We start from the raw sequence: 24,308 nt of genomic DNA, 5'->3' as shown, positions 1-24,308 counted from the left end.
GGCAAGGATGAAGCACCGTTTAAACCCAGGAACTTTGCCGTGGGGCCAGTGCACGGGCCAGTGGCTTGGCGACAAATGGGCCCCGGTAGACAAATCCGGTATAAATTTGAACCAAGTGCGCCCCATTATCAACCATCGCTCCAGCTGTTTCCGGAGAATCTATTCCTCCAACCCCGATAATCGGGAGTTTGCCATTTGTTTGCCTGCTGATGTAGTTGACGACTTTCAGTGTCATTGAATGGAGCGGCTTGCCGCTTAACCCACCGGTCTCCTTCGAATTGGACATGGCGCCGGGCCGGGTGAGGGTTGTGTTGGTGGCTACTATTCCGTCGAGTCCACAATCCTGGATTACTTCAAGAGCTTCATCAATTTCGCGGTATGAAAGATCCGGGGCAATTTTCAGAAGCATTGGAGTGGCCGTCTGGCCAAGCTTGCGCGCCCGGTTATGGTTCACTTTGCAAAGTTCTCCGAGCAAGGTACGGAGGTATTCCTTTTCCTGAAGCTTGCGGAGATCGCGCGTATTCGGGCTGCTCACATTGATCGTGAAATAGTCAGCGTACTCGACCAGCAGCGAGAACGAGGCGGCGTAATCTTCCACCGCCTGGTCAAGCGGAACAACTCTGCTTTTTCCGATGTTAATGCCCAGTGGAATCCGGGATTTGCTTTTCCCGAGACTCTTCTTGAGCCGCTCTGCAACGACTTGGGCTCCGTCATTATTAAAGCCCATCCGGTTTATTATGGCGGATGATTCGGGGTACCGAAACACCCGTGGCCGTTCATTCCCGGGTTGCTGCTGATGGGTAATTGTTCCGATTTCAGCATGTCCAAACCCCAGGGCGGCGGCGGCCCTCCAGAAGCGGCCATTCTTGTCCATTCCTGCTGCGAGACCGACGGCATTGGGAAACTGGAGCCCGAATAGTTTAACCGGATGATGTCCCCGGACCATATTGAAACTCTCCATTATCCGGCAAAGCGGTCGCACCCGGCTGAGGTAGTCCAAGGCGGTAACACCCAAGTCATGGGCTTTCTCGGGATCCATCCTGAAGAGGACAGGCCGCACGACTTTCTCGTAATAATATCCCATCAGCTGAAGGTGTTTAGGTTATAACCAAAAAGGTGGGATCGCTCATTTTTCCCACTTCAGGGCGCCTTTCTTCATTTCATACACAAGGCCAGCGACCAGGAGCAGAATGAAGAAGAGGACCGGTGTGAGAATGGGAAGGTTTTGCGATAGAAAATCCCGGTAGACCAAGACCCACGGGATCAAAAAGACAATCTCGATATCGAAAAGGATGAAGAGCATTGCCGTGACATAAAATTTCACGCTGAAGCGGGCGGTTTGCTCCCCCTCAGGAGGTAGTCCACATTCGTAGGCAGAATCCTTGAAGCGGTTTTTGGGTCCACGCTGGCCGAAGATGTGGCTGAAAAACAGGACTGCCGCCCCGATGGCAAGGGCAAGGAAAACCTGAATGAGAACCGGTATATAATCCGACAGTTCCATAATTGCTGACAGAAAATGCCCTAAACCTTTATCCGCAAGGCAAATCAGTCGCTGCGTGGATTTGCTGAAGCGGGTTGGTTCAATTGAAACGGGAGCCCAAGCCCCAGATCAATCGAGTACTCAATAAACTCCGGGATGGATGGCAATTCCTCAAAACCCTCCTCCCGCCGTGCTTTGTTGATCAACTGGATAAGCCGCGTATCCATTACAACTGGATCAACGGAGAGCCAGAGCTCAGGCAGGCTCCGTGTATAATTGGCATTGAAAGCAGGCCCGGCTATGAACTGGTAGCTTTCAAGGGAAATGAGGTTGAGGGCCCACGTGGCCTGAAGTTCCGGAATCGAGGAAATTTCCGCCACGGCTACGGGCGCATTTGCCGGACTGTTGAAAAAACGGGTCCCGTTTGTGATATTCCAGAGGGAAGCATTCACAAGCGCACCGCTCAGGCCGGCTGATGGATGATGGCAGGCAACCGGGAGGTTTATCCAGAAGTCCACGCTCGTCACCAGATTCTCGGGGAGATAACTTTTGCGAGCTTCAATGGGATCGAGCTCAAGCTGATTACCGAGAATCGCACGCCCTAATGGCGTCGTGAATTCCTGAGGCAAGGGGCTGTCATAATACCAAACCGCTGACTTGAGTTCCTTCCGGTCGAGTGAATAAACCCGGACACCCTCGAAGTAGGGGCCCAACAGTTGAGTCCGGGAATGGGGTGGAAGAAAACCCGCATCTCGCAGCATTTCTGAACGGGCGTCCAGAAGGCACAGATCTTCGCGCTGAAATCCCCTGTCCAGAAGAGCCTCGATGACCGCCCTGACCAAGTCTGGAGGCGTTTGCAGGCCAGCCCCGGAACTGGTGTAGACCTTCAGGGCCGCCTTGCCTTGCCTTCCCGGTGCCAGCCTTTTCCCTGTCTCTTTTTCGAACTCGTCAAAAAGCGATTGGACTTCCCGGGCATAGGCAGTCTGGGAAAAGTCCTCCAATTGGACCTCCCATATTTTCCCGTTCAGCTCGCGTTTGGCGGTGGACTCAAAGCCCCAAAATCCGATTTCATCGGCATTTGCAAGGAATGCCAGCAAAGGCATTGCCAATAAGCAGCAAAGGGGTTTCATTACGTTAATTGGGTCTAAGGTTGGGAATTTGTCCAATATGAAACGAGCATTATGCAATTAGCTTGGAAGCAAGTTTGGTCTCTGGGGTTCATCCTTTTTTTCTTTTTTTCCGGATGCGGGGAAAGGGAACGACCGGTTGAAGACCTTGTCATGCAGGCGGAGACGCTGATGGATGCCGGTCAGATTGAGAGTGCTATTCTCATTCTGGAGCGATGCCAGGAACGTGCCCCGGAGCGAGTGGATGTGATGGAAGCCTTGGCTTTCGCCTATGCTGCTGAAGGGGATCCGATGCTGGCTTCGATGACGTTTGCCAGCATTGCAGAGATTGTTCCAGACCGTCCCGAGTACTATTTATACGCAGCGGAGTCCCTGCTCGAAGCCGGCGACTCGAAGGGAGCGGTTGGCCAGTACAACCGGTATTTGACCGTGCAACCCCTGGACCGGGCGGTCTGGGTCGCTCTGGCCGATCTCCAGATATCCCAAGGCGCCATGAATGAGGCCCTGGAAGCATTACTCGCTGCAGAGCAGGTCGAATCCCGCGCCGTCCAGCGCATTAAGATTGGAGAGCTTTATCTCAGGCGAAACAATCTTGCCCAGGCCCAGGTCTGGTTTGGTCGATCCCTCGAAAGCGGGTCCGATGTGCGGGACGAAGCACTCCTCGGATTATTGGAGACGGCCGTCCGCTCAAAGCGGTTTGCGGATGCCGAGTCGCTTCTCAAACAGCTCGACGCGGAATATCCCGGACGTCTTGATCAATCTGAAATCGACTCGGTTCGCGACCAGCTTCTTGTTTGGCGGGCGCGTCAGACAGCAGCCCAGGAGGCAGCAGCAGCATTTGAAAACAGCCGCCTTCAGACCGCCACCGAGGAAGCGGAAGCACTTGTCGAAGACCCTGAAGAGGGCGAAGGAGATGCTACCTCGACCCCTGCAATAGAGGTCACAACCGTGGAAACGGTTCCCGAGGGAAGCAGTTTGACCGTCAGTACGGAGGCGCTTTCCCCGGAGCCCACGGACCCGGAAATTGAAGCACCGGTGGAAGCGGTAGAAGTCAGTGTAAGTGCAATTTCGCCGGAGACCATGTCCAACGATTTGCTGGGACTCGCGCGAGCGAAGCGCTCGGTTGGGGAGACCATTGAGGCAATCCGCTATTACAAGCAATGCCTGATCCAAAATGACGCCCAACCCCTTGTCTGGGCCGAACTGAGCGAGGTTTACCTTGAATCGGGGAATGACCGTTGGGCCCAGGCGACTGCCAGTGAGGCGATGCGGCGTGATCCGGATAATCCCAAACTTGTCCTGCAGTATCTTCGGGCAGCCCAGCGCACCATGGGGACTGAGCGGCTTATCCAGGAAATGGAGTCTGCCTATAGAAAGTTTCCCGACCAACCCGAGATTATGGTTGTTCTGGCGCGCGCCTATGCGGGAGAAGGTGTTACGCGCAATGCCCGCATACTTTATAATAAATTCCTGGAGCAAGCACCCCTTACGCATCCTCTTCGTCCCGTTGTGGAGGATGAATTGAGCGCGCTGGGCCGGTAGCAAGGCAACACTTTCCTCCTGATATTGATGCCTTTCTTTTCTGAGGAGACTCTTCAAGCAGTGCGGGCCATTCCGCTTTACGATGTTGTCCGGCCGCATGTCGAATTGACGCGTTCCGGTCGGAACTGGCGTGGATTAAGCCCCTTTTCGCAGGAGAAAACACCGTCATTTTACGTGCTCTCTGAGCGCAATTTTTTTAAATGCCATTCCACCGGGCTTGCCGGTGACGGGATTCGTTTTATTCAGGAGACAGAGAAATTGACATTTCCTGAAGCGGTCGAGGCCCTCGCGGAACGCTTTGGCATAGAGGTTCGCTATGCAAGCGGGGCCGGCCCGGATCCAGAGGTGCGAAGCATGAAGCAGGCCCTGTTGGATGTACACGAGTATGCCCGGGACTACTATCACGAGGCTTTTCTGGCAATGAACCCTCAAGCTGAGGAGATTCGGCGTTATTGGGTCGAGCAGCGCGGGTTTTCACTCAAACTGGCCGATGAATTCCGGATTGGCTTTTCCCCGCCCGAAAGCCGTGAGTTGCTCGACAGGCTTAAGGGCAAAGGCTTCAAGCAGGATGTTCTGGCCGCAAGCGGGCTCTTTTACACTGGCCGCCAGCCAGCTGATCTGGATCGCTGGTTCTTTGTCTTCCGGGGGCGCTTGATGGTTCCCATTCGCGATATTCAAGGGCAGGTCATCGCCTTTACCGCACGCCAGCTGGATGTGACACCCCGCGATCATGCTTCGTGGAAGGCCAAGTACATAAATTCTCCTGAGACCCCCATCTTCAAGAAGAGCCAGTTGTTGTTTAACCTCGACCGGGCCCGTGAGGGAGTCAAACAGGCTGGCCGGCTATTGCTCGTTGAGGGCCAACTGGACGCCTTGCGTTGTTGGGACTGTGGGGTAACTGAGGCGGTCGCGCCCCAAGGAACGTCAGTCACCGAGGAACAACTTGCGCTTGTTAAGCGCTACACCGATCAGCTTACAGTTCTCCTCGACAGTGATGAAGCGGGGGTCAGGGCTGTCCTCCGATTGTTGCCGATGGCTTTCAAGAATCGTCTTCAAGTGACGGTGTTGGCTTTGCCCAAGGGAGAGGATCCCGACGATTTTCTTCGCTCCAGAGGTGCGGAAGGCCTCAAACAACTGGACCCCCAGACAGGAATGCATTTTGCCGGTCACTCGCTATTGCAGGGGGACAAACCCACTCCAGAGGGACGGGCCAATGCCTTGAACACCCTTTTCAAGATGCTTATGGAGTGCCCCAGTGCCGTTGTTCGTGAAGGGTATTTTGAGGAAGCTGTGCAGGTGACCGGTGTCTCTCGAGAGGCTGCGGTGGCTGATTTCAAAAGGCTTGCAAGGGAGTCTAAACCACCCAATCCCGCCCGTGTTGAAAGAAAAGAAAACAATAACGGAACAAAGGCTCCCGAAGCATTGACAATTCTGGAAGGCGACTTACTTTGGGCCGTTTTACAGAATGTTACATTGGCAGAAACGCTTGCGCAGGTCATTGACCATCAATGGATTAAACTCCAAATTATCGAAGGTAAGCTACTCTCACTCATTCTGGCACAGGCATTAGAGGATCATATTGAGAAGGCGGAAGACATCCATCTGCTTCTGGAAACAGATGAGGAGCGGGATTGTTTTGCACGTTATCTTGTGGATGAGCGCCCGCACATCGATATGGAATCTTTTGTCAACCTGACGATTGCTTCATTGGCCCGCCGTTATTGTCGCGAACAGGTCAGGGTCCTTAACCAGAAAATTTCAGAATGCGCCAACAATCCGGATGATCTCACCCAAATTCGTGACCTCATGAATCAGAAAAACGAACTCTTCCTTCAGATGACGAAAGGGGAGTTCCCATCCATTTCCCTGAATGGGTAGGAAACTAATTTAAATACTAATTATGCCAGCAAAAAAAGCACCTGCTAAGAAAGCCACTCGGAAAACAGCCTCCCCGGCCAAGAAAAAGTCGCCAGCCAAGAAGACAGTGAAAAAAGCCGCGAAGAAGGCTACCACGAAAAAGTCGACTCCAGCTAAAAAGGCCCCGGCTAAGAAAAAATCTGCCAAAAAAGCGACGGTAAAGAAATCCGCCAGCAAGGCTCCGGCGAAAAAGGTCGCCAAAAAGGCAGCCGCTAAAAAGACAACCGTCAAAAAAGCGGCGACCAAGAAAACAACGGCGACCAAGAAAACAGCTGCGAAAAAGGCGACCAAGAAGGCTGTTCAGAAAAAGTCACTTGCGAAAGAGGTAGCGGCCAAGCTTCGGGAACTTGCGGAAAGCAAGATCGAAGCAGCGGCAAAGGAAGGGAAAAAAGCCAAAGGCAAAGGCGCCGCATCTGAAGGGGACAAGGCGGCGGATGTGAACGATCGCATTCGTGCCTTGATCCGGAAATCCAAGGAACAGGGTTTTCTGACCTACAAGGATATCAATGAGCACCTCCCGGAAACCGTGGACTCCCCGGCCGAAATTGAGAACGTCATTACAATCCTTGAGAATCTTGATGTAGACATCATCGATTCCGAAGAGGTCGAAGGTTACAAACAGCGGCTCGAAGAATCAACCGAGGAGGAAGTCCGCAATGCGCAGTCGGATATTCTGGATGACCCGGTCCGGATGTACCTCAAGCAGATGGGACAGGTACCGCTACTTACCCGGGAAGAAGAAGTCGCGATTTCCAAGAGAATTGAAGAGGCGGAAATGCGCGCCATGGACACGCTATTTTCCATCGCCTTCACCAAGAATTTCCAACGTGAATTGGCTCAGAAGCTGATTGACCGGGATGAGCGTTTTGACCGCGTAGTGCTCGATAAGAAGATTGAAAGCCGGGAACAGTACTTCAAGTTGATCCCCCGACTGATCGAGCAGATCGACAGTATCGAGGTGAAGCTGGACGAGGCCTGGAAGAGCTTGAATAAAGCCAAGACCAAGGCCGAGAAGGAAAAGATCCTCAAGCGTTACAATAAGTATCAAGCGGAGTTGAAGCCAATTTTTCGTCGGTTCTGCTTCAAATTGAAGGTTTTCGAGGAGTACCTTGAAACCCTTGAACCGATGATCCGGGAAATCCACACAATGGTCGACAGCCTTGAACTTGCTGACAGGGCCAAGACAAGGCGTGGCCGCGCTATTGATGTGGACAAGGTCAGCCGCCGACTTTCGGAAATCAATAAACAGCTCCGTGTTGAGCCTCAGGAATTCCTCGAGATTCTCAAGGAGGTCCGGAAGGGCATGCGCAGTGCACATCGGGCAAAGACGGAAATGGTCGAGGCCAACCTCCGACTGGTTATTTCCATTGCCAAGAAGTATACAAATCGCGGCCTCAGCTTCCTTGATTTGATTCAAGAGGGCAATATGGGACTGATGAAGGCGGTCGAGAAGTTTGAATACCGTCGTGGATACAAGTTCAGCACCTATGCGACTTGGTGGATCCGGCAGGCCATCACACGCTCAATTGCCGACCAGGCCCGGACAATCCGTATTCCTGTCCACATGATTGAAACCCTCAACAAGGTCATGCAGGTCCAGAAGCAGTTGTTGCAGGAGCTTGGACACGAGCCCACCGCTGAAGAAGTAGCGGATGAGATGGACCTTCCGGTCGAGCGCGTGCAACAGATCATGAAAATGGCCCAGCAACCCATTTCCCTGCAAAGCCCGGTTGGCGACAGCGATGATACCAACTTCGGCGACTTTATTGAGGATAAGGGAGCCGATAATCCTTACGATATGACGGCCTACTCCCTTCTAAGGGAGAAAATCATGGATGTTCTGGATTCCCTCACGGATCGTGAACGTCGTGTGCTGAGCCTGCGGTTCGGACTTGTGGATGGATACAGTCGTACGCTTGAGGAGGTTGGGCGCCAGTTCAATGTGACGCGTGAGCGAATCCGTCAGATTGAGGCCAAGGCACTCCGCAAAATGCGCCACCCAACGCGTATCCGCCAGTTGCACGGGTTCTTCGAGCCGGAACACGTCAAGAATCAGCTCGAGCCGAATCCGTAATTAATTTTGGCGTGTCACCGCACTCCAAATAAAAAAGCCGCATCCTTTCGGGTGCGGCTTTTTTTTAAAGTCTGTCAGGCGGATCTACTTGATCTCACGATGCAGGGTGTGACGGCGAAGATTCGGATTGTACTTCTTCTTCTCAACGCGGCCTTGTTGCAGCTTCTTGTTGCGGGTCGACATGTAGCGTGAGACCGGCTTGTCCTCGGCCCGGGCTTCTGTGCATTCTAAAATGATATGTTCTCTCGGCATGGCTAAATTGGGTTAAAACGGGAGAAGCTGAGGGATTTCCCACTTGGTGCAAGTCAGAAATCCATTCAAGGGCTTATTTTTCAGCTTTCTCGACGGATTCCTCGTCATCCAGATGGCCCAGCAAGCTGCCTCCAACGACCGTGACCTTCTTGTAAATAGCCTTGGTGACCTTCTCCACGACCTCAGGATTTTCGGCGAGGTATTGCTTGGCGGCTTCACGCCCCTGGCCGATTAAATCCCCTTCGTAGGAAATCCAGGATCCCTTCTTCTCGAGAATCTTATGTTCCAGACCTAGATCCAGGACGGAGCCCGTCCGTGAGATACCCTCGTTGTACATAATGTCGAATTCACACTCCGTGAAGGGTGGGGCGACCTTGTTCTTGACGACCTTGATCCGTGTCCGGTTGCCCTTTACAGCGCCGGAAGTGTCCTTGATGGCGCCAATCCGCCTGATATCCATCCGGATGGAGGCAAAGAACTTAAGGGCCCGTCCGCCTGGCTGGGTCTCGGGATTCCCGAACATGACCCCGATCTTTTCGCGGATTTGATTCGTGAAGAGACAGACGCAGTTGGTCCGGTGGATGGCCGCGGTGAGACGGCGCATGGCCTGGCTCATCATCCGGGCCTGCAGGCCCACTGTGCTGTCGCCGAATTGCCCGTCGAGCTCGTTTTTGGAAACGAGGGCGGCCACCGAGTCGATGACGATAATGTCAATGGCGCCGCTCCGGATGAGGGTTTCGGTGATATTCAGGGCATCTTCCCCGCTCTCCGGCTGGGAGACCATGAGGTTGTCGATATCCACACCGACAATGCGGGCATACCGGGGATCGAGGGCGTGCTCGACATCGACAAAGACCGCGTTACCGCCGGCCCTTTGGGCCTGTGCGATGAGGGCCAGACAAAGGGTTGTTTTACCGGATGACTCAGGTCCATAGATTTCGCTGACGCGACCGCGCGGCAATCCACCGACGCCAAGTGCCAGATCAATGGAAGGGCAGCCAGTCGGAATGACATCGATTTTGACCTGGCTAGCCTGGCCGAGGCGCATGATGGCGCCGTCGCCAAATTGCTTGTTGATTGCGGAGAGGGCGAGGTCGAGGGCTTTCACGCCTTCGGCTGCGCTGGTTGGTGCTTTGGATGAACTACGTGCCATAGGAATTAAGAGTGAGGTTCTTTCTTTGTCTGACAAATTGAGTTTATAATTAAATTCAGGCAAGAAAAATGTGATTATATGTTCACTATACTGTAAGCCCCTTTGTTTTCATGTATTTGCGGCACAGCGGGTTGACGGATCACCCGACATTGGCATCTAATTTATGGCATGATTACAATTATATCGGGGACCAACCGGGAGAATAACAACAGTATCAAGATCAGCCGGCACGTTGCTGGAATCTACAAGGAGCTTGGTGAGCCTGTTGAGCTCCTGGATTTGCGGGATTTGCCCGCGGAGGCCTTTCTCCCCGGAGTCTTCACGGAAAAGCCGGAATCGCTGACCAGTAATTTCACCGACAAAATCCTTTCTTCCGATGGCCTTGTCGTTGTTGTCCCGGAATATAACGGGAGTTTCCCGGGGGTTTTGAAACATTTTGTGGATTTGCTTCCGTTTCCAGAAAGTTTCAACTGCCGACCGGTTGCCTTCATTGGGTTGGCTGCTGGGTACCATGGGGCTCTTCGTCCGGTTGAGCAGCTGCAGATGGTTTTTGCCTACCGCAACGCCCACCTCTTTAATCGACGGGTCTTTATCCCTTCTGTGCACAAAGTATTGGCTGAGGACGGGTCCGTCTCGGATACGGACCTGAAGAGCAGGCTGGAAGAGCAGAGCCGGCATTTTGTCCAATTTATCCAGGCTCTCAAGCCGTCGGCATAAGGAATTGTTGGAACAATCCAGCGAAAAGGGTATCATAAGGTATTATGAAGGCTAAGCTGTCTCTTATTCCGGTTGTTCTTGGCATTGTTCTCCTGAACGGATGCGCAAGCCGCTACACGGTCCGGGTCGATGCATTGAGCGCGCCCAACACGGGAAGCTCCACGCCACAAACCTATGTTCTGGCGAGTGATCATCCGGAAGTCGAAACAGCGGATCTCTTTTTCAAGGAGGTTTCAACCCACATCAATACCTTGCTTCGGAAGAATAACCTGCGTGAGGCGCAAGCGGGGGAAGGGCCGGACTTACGAGTTGGGGTCAAAGCCTTTCTCTCTGAACCGATGGTGGAGACAAGAAGTTATTCCGAGCCAATTTATGTCGAATCAAGGGGGCATTTCAGGACCGTAAGAATTCCTGTTGTGAATAGTGATGGTAAATTCATCCGCTATGCCTACCGAGAATACTGGACTCCTCCCCGGACACATTTCGCAGGCTATGTTGATCGTGACCAGCAAGTGACCGTATACGAAAAGATACTCGTCTTGAGCGCAAAACGCCTGGGAGCCAATGGACAGCCGGGCGAGGAGATGTGGAATGTTAAAGTTTCGCTACGCAGCCAGAGCACGGACTATCGGCAAGCCCTTCCCTATATGCTTCTTGCGGCCAAACCATACATCGGAAAGCGAACAAAGGGAGAGGAGGAGATTGTCATCAAGGATGATGATCCGGGACTGCTTCAGTTTCTTGGTGGTGAGCGCGATGGCCGATAATCCTGACGAGCTTTTCGATGTAGTTGACCGCGAGGATCGAGTGGTCGGGCAGGCTCCGCGGGGAGTGGTTCACGCGGAGGGTCTTTTGCATCGGGCCGTGCATGTTCTTGTGCAGCGCCAGAATGGCGACTTCTTCCTGCAAAAGCGCTCGATGGAAAAGGATTGTCATCCGGGTTGCTGGGACTCCTCCTCAAGCGGACACCTGGACAGCGGTGAAGCTTATGATGAGGCGGCAGTCCGTGAGCTTCGTGAAGAACTGGGGATCGAGGTGGATCAGTTGGCCCAAATTGCTTCATTGCCAGCGAGTGAAATGACCGGACAGGAGTTTGTCCGCATCTATCTTGCCCGCCATGAGGGGCCGTTCACCTTGCATCCGGGGGAAATCTCCGATGGACGCTGGGTCTCCGTTGAAGAATTGAATAAGTGGCTTCAAGAAAGGCCCGGAGATTTTGCCCCGTGTTTCCACGAGGTCTGGAAAACAATCCGGACCACCTGAAGGCGGGACTCCAACGAGATGGCAGACCTCGCTTACTTGAGGAGATGCTCCTTTGTGAGGAACTTCACTATGTAGTCGAAGGCTTCTTCTGTCGTATCAACGATCTTGAAGAGGTTCAGGTCCTTCGGGGAGATGACGCCCCATTCGACAAATGTATCGAAACTGAGAATACCGTTCCAGAATTCCGACCCAAAAAGGACAATGGGTACCTTCTTTTCAACCTTTCGGGTCTGGATAAGCGTCAAGGTCTCAAAAAGCTCGTCCATGGTTCCGAATCCACCCGGAAAGACCACCAACGCCTTTGCGAGGTAGATAAACCACCACTTGCGGACAAAGAAGTAATGAAATTCAAACTGCAGGTCGCGTGTGACATAGGGGTTGAGGCCCTGTTCGAAGGGAAGGCTGATGCCGAGGCCGATGGAGGCCCCTCCGGCTTTGCGCGCCCCGCGATTGGCGGCTTCCATGATGCCGGGACCGCCGCCTGAACAGATCAGGAATCGCCTTTGTTTGGAGGTCAGCGACATGGACCATTTGGTCAGCTTGTGCGACAAGTCCATCGCATAATTATAATATGGCGCATTGCGCAGGTTTGCCTTGGCCAGCCTGAGTTCTTCCTTGTCTTTCTGGGAGAGACGCTTTTTTCCAGCAAACCGTTTTTCAAGCCCTGCGAGCCTGCTCTTGGCTTCCTTCAAGGGCATTGTCCGTGCAGAACCAAACATCACGATCGTATCTTCGATGTTCTCCTCCTTGAAACGCCTTTCGGTTTCTTCCAGCTCACACAGGATGCGAATCTGCCGTGCCTCTGGACTGTTCAGGAAATCAACGTTCTTGTAGGCCCGTGGAGGCCATGCTTCAGCAATTTTTTTTGTCATGGGGAATAACTACAATTTAGGAATCCTTTGATTCTGACCGATTTCTGAAGAGATGGAAAGCCTTTTTAGGCTTCTTAATTTCCTTCATAACCTCCTTTGTCAGCGGAATGTCCACATGAACCGTGTGCATGTCATCGCCTTCTTTTTCCTCGGCCCCCATTTTGCGGAAGAGCCCCATCATGGGCGTATTGTCCCTGTCGACTTGGGCCCACAAGTGAGTCAAACCCCTTTGATGTGCGGTTTCCAGCATGCTTTCCAGAAGAGTGCGCGCCATTCCGACACGCCGCTTGCTTTCCGAAACGACGAACGCCATCTCAGCACCCTTTTTATCTGCATCAAGGTAGTAACGGCCGACCGCGTGAATCACTTGTCGCGGTCCCTGGAGTTCGACAATGGCAATGGCGAGGTCGTGGTTTTGGTCAATTCCGACAAGCTCGAAGGCTCGCTCACGGCTCATGCGGGTAACGGTAAACCCGTAGCGGCGGACAATCGTCTCCTCGGTATGGGAATAAAAGAATTCCTGCAGCCTGCGGTCGTCAGCGGCCCCAAGGGGGCGGAGGATGTATTCCTGTTCATCGCGCAGGACTATCTTTCGGATCCTAATACCGTGGGCGGCATCCTTGTAGGGTGGTGGAAGTTGAAAATAAGGCGGTACCAAGTGATGCTCTCTTGCCTTCTTGAGCAAGTCCTCGCGAAAATCAGGATGGGCGATCTGGATAAGCTCTTGAACACGTTCCTGGATCGTGCGTCCCCGCAGGCTCGCGATGCCATGCTCAGTAACCACATAGTGGACATCCGATCGATTACATCCAACACCCGCACCCATGGGTAGGTCTGCCACGATACGTGAAAAGCGCTTTCCTTCATCGTCCACGCCGGATGAGGCCAAGGCAATGATCGGTCTGCCGTGCAGGCTCATCGCCGCGCCGCGAACAAAATCCACCATTGAGCCGACCCCGCTCCGGAAAAGCCCCTGTACCGAATCGACAACGGTTTGTCCGGTGAGGTCCATCAGCAGAGCACCATTAACAGAAACCATGTGCTCGTTACGGGCGATGCTAATTGGATTGTTTGTGAAATCCGCGGGACGAAAGTCAAAATGCGGATTTGTGTTGAGAAATGAATACAGTTCACTTGTTCCAAGTGCATGGGAGGCGACGACCTTTCCCGGAAGAAGGGTTTTCCGGCTATTGTCAATCACGCCCTCCTTGAACAGGTTCATGACCCCATTGCCGATGACCTCAGAGTGTATTCCCAGGTGCCGATGCTGACGGAGTGCGGCAGCGAGGCCGTCCCCCACGGGACCGACCCCGAATTGAAGAGTATCGCCATTACGAATCAACTGGGCCGCATATTCCCCTATCTGTGAGAAGACCGGATCCTCCTCGCTTGAGATCAGCTCCGGCAGGGGAGCCGAAAACTCAAGGGCGTAGTGAATTTTAGATACATGGACATGACTTAGCCCGCCTGTCCTTGGCATTTCAGGATTCACTTGGGCGATCACGACCCTGGCAGTCTCGATGGCCGCAGGAGTCCATTCAACAGAAGGCCCAAGCGAGCAGTAGCCGTATTCATCGGGAGGGGAAACCATGATGAGCGCGGCATCTATTCGGATGGTTCCATCGCGGTAAAGAGTCGGGATGTCGGAGTAATGAACAGGTGAGTAATCGGCATCACCCTGGTTGACGAGCTCACTCAAACGGGCATCCAGGTAAAAGGCGTTGGTCTTGATCCCCGGATATTTTTTCCTGTCCAGCCAAGGCGCCGGGGGGAGGGTGAGGCCCTGCATGAGCTCGAGATCCTCAATGTCTTCAACATGCTGGAGAAGGTCTTCAACCAATGCATGCGGACATGCAGCCCCTGAGGCGAGATGTATACGCATGCCTGGCCGGAGGCATTTGCGCCAGTTGGGTGCGGGGGGTAGGCTGGGTGTGATGGTGCTCATACTCATACAAAGGAGCATGGTTTCAGGGTTGCAAGGAAAGCTCCTGACTCCAGTCGCGATCCATTCCCATATAGGAGATGGCGTGTTGCAGACTGCGTTTCACGACAAGAATATAATTATCCTTGGGGTGATAGTGGGAAAGGGTTTCCTGGTTGACGAGTTCCAGCCGTTCCTGGGGAGAAAGACTCGCCGGATAAGTGGCCATGACGATCCGTGCGAAAACGAAAGGATTATCCGGGTTTTGATTGTCTCTCAAAGGGGCGGAGAAATAGGGGCTGACAACCAGGATGGAATGGTCCGTCTCCACATTGGACAATGTCTCAAAAGAGACTGGTCGGTAGCCCATATCCCGAAAGTGCGATTCGAGGGATTTTTTAACTCCAAGCGCATCCGGAGCCTCTGATCGCCAGAAAAGCTGGCCTTCTTCGTTAACGACATAAGACAAGTCGCCCAAGGGTCGTCCATTGGCATCGATGAGCAAAGGGGGGAATACATAGACTCTTCTCACATTACCCACTCCCTGAGGAGCGGCGTTGGCAGTCAGGAATACCTTGGTCACACCCTGCTTTGGGATATATGCTTGAGCAGGAGCTTGAGTTTGGCCCCCTCCGGTTGTCTGGCATCCAACAAACAGAAGAATCGGAAACAGGAGGACCGGTAAGACAAGCCCGAGGAATTTTGCCTTTAATTTCATCACTTCAGACCGCCGCACTATAGACATCTGGGTGCTGACTTCAATCCGGAGTTTGTCCGGGAATAAAAAAAGTGCCGCCATTGCTGGCGGCACTCTGTTAAAGATGATTAGAAAAGCAGTTTACCACTGGAAGCTAACACCACCGCGGACAACGCTTTCTTCGAAGTCGGAAGTGGAGGCAGCACCGAAGTTGATCTGCGTGTTTTCATTGACGCGACGGGAGTAGCTGATTGCCAGACCCAGTTCGTCTTCGAAGTATGCCGCGTTGATGTCCAAGGCGTTTTCCATGCCCGGAAGGATAGTGGAGTGCGTAAGGGCAGCCACCATCGAGATACCGCGAGCATTTCTTTCGATTGATTCCTTGTTATCAGCAATGTCGCCGATGTTCTTGCTAACAAGAGCATAATGAGCGGACAATGTGTCATTGTTAGCAGCAATGCCTGCAGCCAATTCAGCGTCAGCAGCCTGGTAACCGGCAACGATAGCCGAGTCAGCAGCCTGGTAGCCGGCAACGATCTCATCATCAGCGGCAGCGCGAGCAGCAGCTTCGTCAGCAATGGCGGTTTTGTTAAGGTCGATATCGCCAATGTTCTTGGAAACCAAGCCGTAATGCACGGAAAGCGTGTCATTGTTGGCAGCGATGCCAGCAGCCAATTCAGCATCGGCAGCGATGTAACCAGCAGAGATTTCATCGTCAGCGGTGGCCCGAACAGCAGCTTCGTCAGCGATTGCTGCGATGTTCGCAGAAACCAGACCGAAATGCGTATTCAAGGTGCCTTCCACGTCGGCAACTCCACCAGCGCTCAGTGTGCCCAATACAGTAGCATCACCAGAAACGAGAAGATTTCCGCCGTCTCCGGGGATATCCGATACGCTTACCAGAAGAGCTTCCTGTTCAGGGGTGAGTGAGTCGGCGATGGTCGGATCAAGGATCAGCTCACCTTCGAGGGCAGTTCCGACAAATGCGGGATCCCAGTTTTCAGCAAGGTCGAGTAATCCGAGTTCAACAAAAACACCAGTGTCAGGATCTACGTATCCACCAATGTTCACAAACTGTGCTGACTGACCGGCGAGCGGCTGGTCGGCATTGTAAACATCATTACGGACTGCGCGGGTGTAGGCGAAGGTTTCTTCCTGTCCCTGATTGCTGAGCAATGTCAAGTTGCCGTTGGTTTCCGCGATAATGCCACTGTTGTCGAAGTCTTCTTCGCTGATCGTGGCTCCGCCGAGCTGCGTGTATACAGGTGTTGTATCAGCAACTGGGTTGATCAAGGTGCCCAGATCTTCCGGAATGGCAGGGTTAACGCCCAAGCCATCGTCGTTGATCCCAAAGGCAGCATCCGTTGGAGCGGTTTGAATTGTGACCGTCCCGTCGACATTGACGTCTTCATTGACGTCCAGGCCGAATAAGGCAGACGGGAGAAGTGCTGCCAGAATAACGGTCCCGACAACGCTGGATTTGGTATTTTTCGATATAGTTTTCATATACATTTGTTTGTTCAGTTTTCGCTTTTAGGACAAAGTCCGTCTAAGTTGATAGCTACAGTTAAGCATTATCCAATCACGTTACAATCCTGCTTTGACAGTCATTGCAAGTTAAATTTTCCCAGTCCCGGAGCCTGATCGGGCCCTAACGATGCGGGCTCAGCCCCCCGAAAGCCAGGTCCCAGATGTGCCCCTCAAATGGTACACCGCATATCCCGCTGTCAGATTTGGGAGAAACGAAGTCCGTTGTCGCCAGTCGCCCTTGAGAAAGATGGTATTGGCGATGTCGATTCCTTCCTTCGAGGCAAACTGGTTGAATCCCTTGATCGTGACGGGATTGTAGGGGTGGCCGGCATCCCAGGATAGTGGAAAGACCTCATTTGTCGGGCGCGAGCCGGTGCGGAGGGTGGACCAGCGGTTTAGCCAGTAACCATGGTTGACAAAGCCGACAGCGACGTTGCTGGCGACACGCAGTGACGCGCGGATCAATTCACCGGGGTGGGCGAGCTCCTGAACCATTCGGGAAAGAATGACCCAGTCGAAATAGCCATCGGGAAACTCTTCCAGAAGGGATTCTGCGGCGCCATGGTAGACCGGGACTCCCCGTTTGACGCAGGACTGTACTTTTTCCAGGCTGGCATCAACCCCCAGGGCGCGTGCCGAGCGGGTCCGGATGAGATGCTCAAGGAGGATTCCGCGTCCGCAACCCACATCCAGCACGCTTTGCCCCTCATCAATCCATTCGGAGATGATCTGCAGGTCGGTTTCCCGTTTGATTTGGTGGCGTGGCATGGCGGATCAGGCGTTCAGGAAGTTGTGGACCAGCTGATACAGGTCGGGAGCGTTCACGAGGAAGCTGTCATGTCCAAGCGTCAAATCGAGCTCCGCGTATGAGGCCTCACATCCACAACGCAGAAGCGCGTGGACGATGGCCCGATTCTGGGCGGGCGGGAAGAGCCAGTCGCTCTTGAAAGCCACAACAAGGGTCCGCGCACGGATGGCCTTGACCCGGTCCTCAAGCTGGCCTGATTCGCCGAAGAGATCGAAGCGGTCCAAGGCCTTGGTCAGGTAAAGGTAGGAATTGGCGTCAAAGCGGCTGATAAAGCTCTGTCCCTGGTAGCGTAAATAACTTTCAACTTGGAATTCCGCATCAAACTGCGAACGGGCTTCATTGGGCTTCACTTTGTCCCGGCCAAATTTTTCCTCGAGGCCGGCATCGCTGAGATACGTGATGTGAGCCATCATACGGGCAACCGCCAGTCCTACATTGGGGCCCTTCCCGTCCCCGTAAGCGCCGTTTTGCCATTCGGGATCCTGCATCACGGCCAGGCGACCCACTTCGTTGAAGGCGATGGCCTGTGCGTTCTGGCGCGCGGTGGTCGCCATCGGAATCAGCTTGCGGACAAAATCCGGATAATCGATGCCCCACTGGAGAACCTGCATTCCGCCCATGGAACCGCCGATGACCGCATAGATTGACTCCACGCCGAGCCCTTCGCGAAGCAACAGATACTGCGAGCGGACCATGTCTCGGATCGAGACTAGCGGAAAGTCCATATTGTAGGGGTTGCCGGTCTCGGGATTGATGGATTTCGGTCCAGTCGAGCCCTGGCAGCCGCCAAGGCAATTGCTGCAGATGATGAAGTACTTGTTCGTATCGATCGGCTTGCCCGGCCCGATCATGTTATTCCACCAGCCCTGTTTCTTGTCGTTCAGGTTGTGAATGCCCGCGCAGTGATGATCCCCGCTCAGGGCGTGACAAATCAGGATGGCGTTGTCCTTCTGCGGGTTCAGCTTCCCGTAGGTCTCGTAGCGCAGCGTAAACCCGGGAATTTTCTCCCCCGATTCAAAGGTGAAGGCTCCCGTGTGGACATAATCCTTCCATCGGACGAGTCCAATTTCGCCCGGATGTGTTTCCGTGGATTCTGTCGGCGGGTCAATCATCTGTCTTTTAATGAAAGCTTCCCCCGCATTTGCGCGAGCTTCCAGACAGCGACCGTTATTTGGTGGAGTGCTTAATTCCGCAACACCTTTTCCGATTCCGGATCGAAAAGGTGGACCTTTTCCATGTTAAAGTACAGTTCAACATTCTGGGTAATTTCATATTTGTCCCCGGAATGGACCTTGGCGATGAAGCTGTGGGCGCCACTGTCCAGGTAAAGGAATGTTTCCGCCCCCATCGGTTCGGAGACTTCCACTTTCGCTTTTGAACGCACGGTCGGATCGATGTCGGTTACCGTGTTTGCGTCCGCGATATCCTCTGGGCGAATCCCGAAGACAACCTTGTTTCCCACATGGGTTATGCCTTTCGCGGCCAGGTTGTCACTCAACTTGATTTTAATGGGCGCACTGCCGGGATTCTCCTCTGTGAACCAGACCGAGCCGTCCTCCTTCGTCAGCGTACCGTGAAGGAAATTCATGGGAGGGCTCCCGATGAATCCCGCGACAAACATGTTTTCCGGACTGTTGTACAGTTGGAGCGGTTCGGCCACCTGCATGATATCCCCATCTTTCATGACGCAGATCCGGTCGCCCATGGTCATCGCTTCCACTTGGTCGTGGGTCACGTAGATCATGGTCGCTCCAAGGCGCGCGTGCAGCTTGGAGATCTCCGTCCGCATGGACACCCGCATCTTGGCATCAAGGTTGGAAAGGGGCTCATCAAAAAGGAACACTTTGGGATTGCGGACAATGGCCCGACCCACTGCCACACGCTGGCGCTGACCACCCGACATGGCTTTGGGCTTGCGTTCAAGCAACGACTCGATCCCGAGAATTTCCGCCGCGGCCATGACGCGCTTGTTGATTTCCTCTTTGGGCTTTTTTTGCAATTTCAGCCCAAAGGCCATATTTTCAAAAACTGTCATGTGCGGGTAGAGGGCGTAATTCTGGAAGACCATTGCGATGTCACGGTTCTTCGGCTGGATATCATTTACGACCCTCTTACCAATGGAAATTTCTCCCTCCGTGATTTCCTCAAGCCCGGCGATCATCCGCAATGTTGTCGACTTGCCACATCCCGAGGGCCCGACCAGCACCATGAACTCGCGGTCCTTGATATCGAGGTTGATCCGCTTCACCGCCCCGACGGGCGGGGTTTTCCCCGAGGCAGGGTAGATCTTAACAAGGTCCTTCAGGGATACTTCGGCCATGGAACGAGCTTACTGCATTATTCTTTTTTAGGATACTTCAAAATGCAGATTATCGTCACTCAAGGCTTAATCCATATTACAGGATCTGCTCGGGCTCGTAGGCGGCGGGTCTTATCCACTTCCATATCATTGAGGCTTTACCTTGGCGCGTGAGTTTGTATCCGTGAAAGCGAGGAAAGACACGATATGGGTTTGGATAGAAGTGATTTACTCGAGCGGATACGCACGGCCGGAGTCGTCGGGGCCGGGGGGGCGGGGTTCCCGACTCACCGGAAACTGGATGCGCAGGTCGAGCATGTGATCGCCAACGGCGCGGAGTGCGAACCGCTGCTGTACAAGGACCGCGAGGTCATGCTGCAGGAGTCGGTGCGTCTGATGGAAGGACTACGGCTGATGCAGGAGATAACCGGTGCGACCACCGTCACGATCTGCGTGAAGGAGAAGAACGCGGATGTGATGGACGTCCTTCGCCCGTTGATGGAGCCACTCGGTTTCCGATCACTGGTTTACCCGAATGTTTATCCGGCTGGGGATGAGTATGTGCTGGTGCATGCGGTGACCGGAAGGCTGATTCCTCCGGGCGGGTTGCCGCTTCATGTCGGTTGTGTGGTGGACAATGTGGAGACGATCATCAACGTGGCAAAGGCCGTGGAAGGCATCCCGGTCCATGAAAAATGGGTCACGGTGACGGGCGAGGTGGCCGAGCCGAAGACTTTCAAGGTCCCGTTGGGCACCTCTTTCCGGGAATGTATTGAAATGGCGGGCGGGCTGACCTGTGAGGATCCGGCCATTCTGACCGGCGGTGTCATGATGGGGGGCCTGTCCTTCGACTTGGAAGCACCCGTCACGAAGACAATCGGCGGGTTGATTGTGCTGCCGTCCGACCATTACCTTGTCCAGCGCAAGGGTGCCCCAAAGGAGACCTACACGCGCGTTGGTCACGGGCAGTGTGACCAGTGCTCAATGTGCACGGAATTGTGCCCGCGTTACCTGATGGGCTACCCAATCGAGCCGCACAAGGTGATGCGCAACCTGCTCATGACCGGGGAGGACAAGCAGCGGACCAGCCTCTGGGCGGAGTTCTGTTGCGAGTGCAATATCTGCTCACTGATTGCCTGCCCCGAGCAGCTCGATCCCAAAAACATCTGTGTCGATGCCAAGGCATTGCTCCGGGAGACAAAGACCAGCCGCACCGAACAGGAACTGGAAGTCCTCACCCGCGGGATTCATCCTGCCCGGCACGGGCGGGAAGTGCCCATCAGCCGCCTTTACCGGCAACTCGGGCTGAACCCGTATGACCGGCCGGCAAAGTTTGCCGAGGCAAGCGCACAGCCGGCATCGGTTAGGATCCCGCTTCGCCAGCATATCGGCACTCCGGCCAGTTCCTCAGTGGAGCTGGGCCAGCAGGTCAAGGCCGGGGAGCTCATCGGGACGGTTGCGGTCAAAGACCTTGGTTGCCCTGTGCATGCGGGTATCGCCGGAACGGTATCGAAAATCAACGGGTCGGAGATTATCATTTCGGCATAAGCGAATTTCACCGAGGAAACAAAAATGGATTTAAAACAAAACGGGACTTCAATCGGGCTTGTGGAAACCAGCAGCATCGCGCGCGGAATTTACGTGGCCGACACGATGATGAAGGCCGCCGATGTGCAGATTATCGTCAACCGGACCATCTGTCCGGGAAAGTACATGGTCCTCGTCGGGGGTAGCGTGGCCAGGGTTTCGGCAGCCATTGAGGCTGGTGTACAGGCCGCCGCTCATACCTGTGTCGATCACTTCACGATCGCCAATGTCCACCCGGAAGTCTTTCCAGCCATCAGCGGGGTGACCCACCTTCCCGAGATGAAGGCCCTTGGGGTAATTGAAGGATTCAGTGTTGCCTCGGTCATCAAGGCAGCCGATGCATCGGTCAAGGCCGCTGACGTCCAGCTGGTCACGATTCACCTGGCCATGGCGATCGGCGGAAAGGCATTCGTCACTCTCACCGGGGATGTTGCCGCTGTGGAGGCGGCGGTGCAGGCCGGGGCCGACGTCATTTCCCGGAAGGGCATGCTGGTCGAGAGTGTTGTCATCGCCTCCCCAACCCCGGAGATCGTCTCGGAGTTTGTTTGATCCCCTCAGTCCCTCCATCCTGTGAACACAGGATGACGTGACCATTGGAACTTGTGCTACAGTTGCAAATCCTTCCCTTGTTCAGTTACCTTGTGGGTGGAGGTACCCTGACACCCTCGCACACAGATGGCCAAGTTACCAAGCATACGAATCCAGATCTTTCTCTTTCCAGCCCTCCTGTTGCCGCTTGCGGCGCAGGCCGGCTATGACTTTGACAGCGTCTTTCCCGCGCCAACCGTCTGGACGGCAGGTGGCCCCATTGCGACTGTTTCGGATATCTATGACCCAGTGGATGCGTCCCCGTGGTCGGTGAGTTTCCCCGAGACGGATGTCTTCGCCTTTTCGCTCAAGGGGACAAGCAGCAGCCTGGGCAACTGGACGGTCCGCGTCGGCAAGGGCGGGCAGATCTTTTCGATCCGCGCCAACGGGGATGAGTGGATCCCGCCGCAATTCAGGGGTGGAGCAAATCCTGACCGCGCTCCTTGGGTGGATGAAGTGACGATGCCGGTATCAGTCAACACTACTCTCAACACGGAAACAGACCCGTATTTCATCCACGGGGCTGGCATCTACCTTGATGATCCACCTTACACCGACACACCCTTTTTCAGCCCGCTGCTGGCTTCTGCCATCAACTCGCCGGCAGGCCAACTGGTAACAGCCAACTGGAGCCAGCATGCGCATGTTCCGACAATCCATAAGTCCGGCCAGATTCTCTTCCAGCGCATCACCGACCGGGGTGAGGGAATCCTTGAGGTGGAATATGTCCTGCATAATGCAGGCGACGAGGTGCTGGATTTTTTCAATTTTCCCTGGACGGGCGTGAGGCGGAGCAGCCTTCCCAATCATTACATCTACAATGGCGGCCTGCGCGTCCTTTCCGGTGGATTATTTTCCGATCCGAACCTGACGCTATTGAGCGCCACCGACGGCTATGCCAGTTATGCAGAATCCAGCGCTTCCGACGCGCCGAGCCTTACCGTGGTTTTCGGGCAAACTACTCCGTCCGGCGCCCGGCGTGCTTCGGAGTGGCGGTGGGGTGCGGCCTCCTCGCAGAGCGAGCCCTTCCCCGTCGACGAAACCTCCTGGCGGAACTTTTACGTCAGTGCCGTGCGCCACTTCATCACCCTGAACCCGGGAGAAACGGTCCATGTCCGCTATTTCCTTGTCATCGGCCGGGAATCGACGACTACCGGGCTCATTGCGACGCATGGCCTGGTGGCCAAGGCCGGACTTACCCCGTTGACCTATGCGTCGACCGACCCCGGCATTAGCCAGCCCTTGTATGCATCCCTTGCCGGCCCCCCGATTGAGCCAGGCGCAACCGCTGGTGCCACCCAGGACCCGTGGTTCCATGTTTCCTCCGTTCCGATACCCGGTTGGCGGCCCCTGCTTGTGGAAAGCGGCACGTTGCCGGCTGACGCTACCGTCAATTCACTCGGTGCGACAGCCCCCATTCAGAACATCATCATCAGCCAGACCACTGGCGACACAACCGGTGTGCCGGTGCGTTGGGATCTCGACTTTCAGCAGTCCGGCGGGCAATCGTTCAGCCTGACGGAGACACGAACACTCGACGCCTTTGTGCTGAAGTGTGGGAGCAATTCCAGTTTTGGATCGGGGACCCATGTCCTCAAGATCTGGATCGGCGCGTTTAATGCCCCGAATCCGGTCTTGCCCGGCAATGCGTATTTAATAGACGTCCAGAATACCAACTGGCTGGCGGGGGATTTTTATGCCTTTGATATTCCCGATCTGGAACTGCCGGCTGGGGACTATGCTTTCCAGATCGGTTGGACCACACAGGATCCTTCACGCCCGAATATCTCCTTCAAGCGGGCCGATGGGGAAGGGGACTACGCCGCTGGAGGGCGTCTTTTTTCAGGCAATTCACAACCTCCGTTCAATTCCACACCGGATGACGGAAAGGACTTGGTATTCTTCCTGGTCGAATCATCGGGTTCGCCGACCGACATTGTCCTGACAGATAACTTCTACCAACTGGCGCACGCCGGGGGAGCCCCGGGTGATGGCTTCTGGCGCCCCTATAACGGCAATACCGACCAGTGGCGTCTGCTCGGGTTTGTTTCGCCCACAACCGGTGGAATCGAGGACTTCGGCACCGAGGCCGAACTCGTCAACAGTTTGCTCCTTTCACCCAACACGATCGAAGGGGGACTCAGTCAGGTCCTTTACGCCGGCACCGACGGGGCTTCTGCAATTACCCAGGAAATCCTTGCGGATTCCGGAGACTTGCTTCTGCGCCACCGGGTTCCGGTTGGCTGGAACTATTTTATCGAGAAATCCTTGGATCTTCAGGGCTGGTCAGGCTTTACCTCTCCTGATGTCGGGACAAATTCCCTGATCGATCAAGCGATCGAATCCCCAGATGGAGTCACTCCCAGACTCTTTTATCGCATTGATTATTCAGTCCCGGCTCCCTGAGCGCAAGGGCGCTTGAATTCTGGATTTACAGTCATCCCGTAAAGACGGGATACCGGATCACCCGGTGAATTTGCT

21 protein-coding genes are annotated in these 24,308 nt (G+C 54.4%); 9 read left to right on the top strand and 12 right to left on the bottom strand.

What is annotated here, in order from left to right; all coding sequences use genetic code 11:
- Positions 1–19: 19 nt before the first annotated feature.
- The 3 genes from G0Q06_RS06565 to G0Q06_RS06555 are packed head-to-tail and all read right to left on the bottom strand — an operon-like array spanning position 20 to position 2,583.
- Complete coding sequence (locus tag G0Q06_RS06565; RefSeq protein ID WP_163963713.1) at positions 20–1,084, bottom strand: quinone-dependent dihydroorotate dehydrogenase; 1,065 nt, start codon at positions 1,082–1,084, stop codon at positions 20–22.
- A 42-nt stretch (positions 1,085–1,126) separates the two neighbouring features.
- Complete coding sequence (locus G0Q06_RS06560) at positions 1,127–1,501, bottom strand: NADH-quinone oxidoreductase subunit A (RefSeq protein ID WP_163963711.1); 375 nt, start codon at positions 1,499–1,501, stop codon at positions 1,127–1,129.
- 44 nt (positions 1,502–1,545) lie between these two features.
- Complete coding sequence (locus G0Q06_RS06555) at positions 1,546–2,583, bottom strand: DUF362 domain-containing protein (protein ID WP_163963709.1); 1,038 nt, start codon at positions 2,581–2,583, stop codon at positions 1,546–1,548.
- A 78-nt stretch (positions 2,584–2,661) separates the two neighbouring features.
- Here G0Q06_RS06555 and G0Q06_RS06550 point away from each other — a divergent pair, with 78 nt between their 5' ends.
- The 3 genes from G0Q06_RS06550 to rpoD are packed head-to-tail and all read left to right on the top strand — an operon-like array spanning position 2,662 to position 8,140.
- A complete protein-coding gene (locus tag G0Q06_RS06550; RefSeq protein WP_163963707.1) occupies positions 2,662–4,149 on the top strand; it encodes a tetratricopeptide repeat protein in 1,488 nt (495 codons plus the stop codon).
- Positions 4,150–4,176: 27 nt separating this feature from the next.
- Entirely contained in the window at positions 4,177–6,027 is a 1,851-nt protein-coding gene (gene dnaG, locus G0Q06_RS06545; protein WP_163963705.1) for a DNA primase, read from the top strand.
- A 22-nt stretch (positions 6,028–6,049) separates the two neighbouring features.
- Positions 6,050–8,140 carry an RNA polymerase sigma factor RpoD gene (gene rpoD, locus G0Q06_RS14680; protein WP_163963695.1) on the top strand — a complete coding sequence of 697 codons (2,091 nt, stop codon included), beginning with the start codon at positions 6,050–6,052 and terminating at the stop codon, positions 8,138–8,140.
- 84 nt (positions 8,141–8,224) lie between these two features.
- On the opposite strand, the gene rpmG is transcribed toward rpoD, so the two are convergent.
- A complete protein-coding gene (gene rpmG, locus G0Q06_RS06535; RefSeq protein ID WP_163963692.1) occupies positions 8,225–8,392 on the bottom strand; it encodes a 50S ribosomal protein L33 in 168 nt (55 codons plus the stop codon).
- Between the two features lie 73 nt (positions 8,393–8,465).
- Entirely contained in the window at positions 8,466–9,545 is a 1,080-nt protein-coding gene (gene recA / locus G0Q06_RS06530; protein WP_163963690.1) for a recombinase RecA, read from the bottom strand.
- 168 nt (positions 9,546–9,713) lie between these two features.
- On the opposite strand from recA, the gene G0Q06_RS06525 reads away from it, so the two are divergent.
- Genes G0Q06_RS06525 through G0Q06_RS06515 form a run of 3 tightly spaced genes read left to right on the top strand, consistent with a single transcriptional unit; the run spans position 9,714 to position 11,525 of the window.
- The gene (locus G0Q06_RS06525; RefSeq protein ID WP_163963689.1) at positions 9,714–10,262 is read left to right on the top strand and encodes an NADPH-dependent FMN reductase; all 549 of its coding nucleotides are present in this window, start codon (positions 9,714–9,716) and stop codon (positions 10,260–10,262) included.
- Positions 10,263–10,306: 44 nt separating this feature from the next.
- A complete protein-coding gene (locus G0Q06_RS06520) occupies positions 10,307–11,029 on the top strand; it encodes a hypothetical protein (protein WP_163963687.1) in 723 nt (240 codons plus the stop codon).
- Complete coding sequence (locus tag G0Q06_RS06515; RefSeq protein WP_163963685.1) at positions 11,019–11,525, top strand: NUDIX hydrolase; 507 nt, start codon at positions 11,019–11,021, stop codon at positions 11,523–11,525. The genes G0Q06_RS06520 and G0Q06_RS06515 overlap by 11 nt, the downstream gene beginning before the upstream one ends.
- A 32-nt stretch (positions 11,526–11,557) precedes the next feature.
- Here G0Q06_RS06515 and G0Q06_RS06510 read toward each other — a convergent pair whose 3' ends face one another.
- From G0Q06_RS06510 to G0Q06_RS06480, 7 genes are all read right to left on the bottom strand, one after another.
- On the bottom strand, positions 11,558–12,397 hold the full coding sequence (locus G0Q06_RS06510; protein ID WP_163963683.1) for an LOG family protein: 840 nt from the start codon (positions 12,395–12,397) through the stop codon (positions 11,558–11,560).
- 16 nt (positions 12,398–12,413) lie between these two features.
- On the bottom strand, positions 12,414–14,279 hold the full coding sequence (locus tag G0Q06_RS06505; protein WP_163963681.1) for a bifunctional acetyl-CoA hydrolase/transferase family protein/GNAT family N-acetyltransferase: 1,866 nt from the start codon (positions 14,277–14,279) through the stop codon (positions 12,414–12,416).
- 85 nt (positions 14,280–14,364) lie between these two features.
- Complete coding sequence (locus tag G0Q06_RS06500) at positions 14,365–15,036, bottom strand: hypothetical protein (protein WP_163963679.1); 672 nt, start codon at positions 15,034–15,036, stop codon at positions 14,365–14,367.
- Positions 15,037–15,156: 120 nt separating this feature from the next.
- Entirely contained in the window at positions 15,157–16,521 is a 1,365-nt protein-coding gene (locus G0Q06_RS06495; RefSeq protein ID WP_163963678.1) for a YadA-like family protein, read from the bottom strand.
- Between the two features lie 159 nt (positions 16,522–16,680).
- Entirely contained in the window at positions 16,681–17,313 is a 633-nt protein-coding gene (locus G0Q06_RS06490) for a methionine biosynthesis protein MetW (protein ID WP_163963676.1), read from the bottom strand.
- 6 nt (positions 17,314–17,319) lie between these two features.
- The gene (gene metX, locus G0Q06_RS06485; RefSeq protein ID WP_163963674.1) at positions 17,320–18,465 is read right to left on the bottom strand and encodes a homoserine O-acetyltransferase MetX; all 1,146 of its coding nucleotides are present in this window, start codon (positions 18,463–18,465) and stop codon (positions 17,320–17,322) included.
- Positions 18,466–18,536: 71 nt separating this feature from the next.
- A complete protein-coding gene (locus G0Q06_RS06480) occupies positions 18,537–19,673 on the bottom strand; it encodes an ABC transporter ATP-binding protein (protein ID WP_163963672.1) in 1,137 nt (378 codons plus the stop codon).
- 186 nt (positions 19,674–19,859) lie between these two features.
- Here G0Q06_RS06480 and G0Q06_RS06475 point away from each other — a divergent pair, with 186 nt between their 5' ends.
- From G0Q06_RS06475 to G0Q06_RS06465, 3 genes are all read left to right on the top strand, one after another.
- Positions 19,860–21,200, top strand: a complete 1,341-nt coding sequence (locus G0Q06_RS06475) for a 4Fe-4S dicluster domain-containing protein (RefSeq protein ID WP_163963670.1) — start codon at positions 19,860–19,862, stop codon at positions 21,198–21,200.
- 24 nt (positions 21,201–21,224) lie between these two features.
- Positions 21,225–21,788, top strand: a complete 564-nt coding sequence (locus tag G0Q06_RS06470) for a BMC domain-containing protein (RefSeq protein ID WP_163963668.1) — start codon at positions 21,225–21,227, stop codon at positions 21,786–21,788.
- Between the two features lie 126 nt (positions 21,789–21,914).
- Positions 21,915–24,233 (top strand): hypothetical protein, encoded by a 2,319-nt coding sequence (locus tag G0Q06_RS06465; protein WP_163963666.1) that lies wholly within the window; start codon positions 21,915–21,917, stop codon positions 24,231–24,233.
- Positions 24,234–24,308 lie beyond the last annotated feature (75 nt).

The sequence above is a fragment of the Oceanipulchritudo coccoides genome (assembly GCF_010500615.1).
In the GTDB taxonomy this organism is placed as follows: Bacteria; Verrucomicrobiota; Verrucomicrobiia; order Opitutales; family Oceanipulchritudinaceae; genus Oceanipulchritudo; species Oceanipulchritudo coccoides.
Note: the sequence above shows the minus strand (reverse complement) of the source record. Positions and strands in the feature narration are given on the sequence as shown.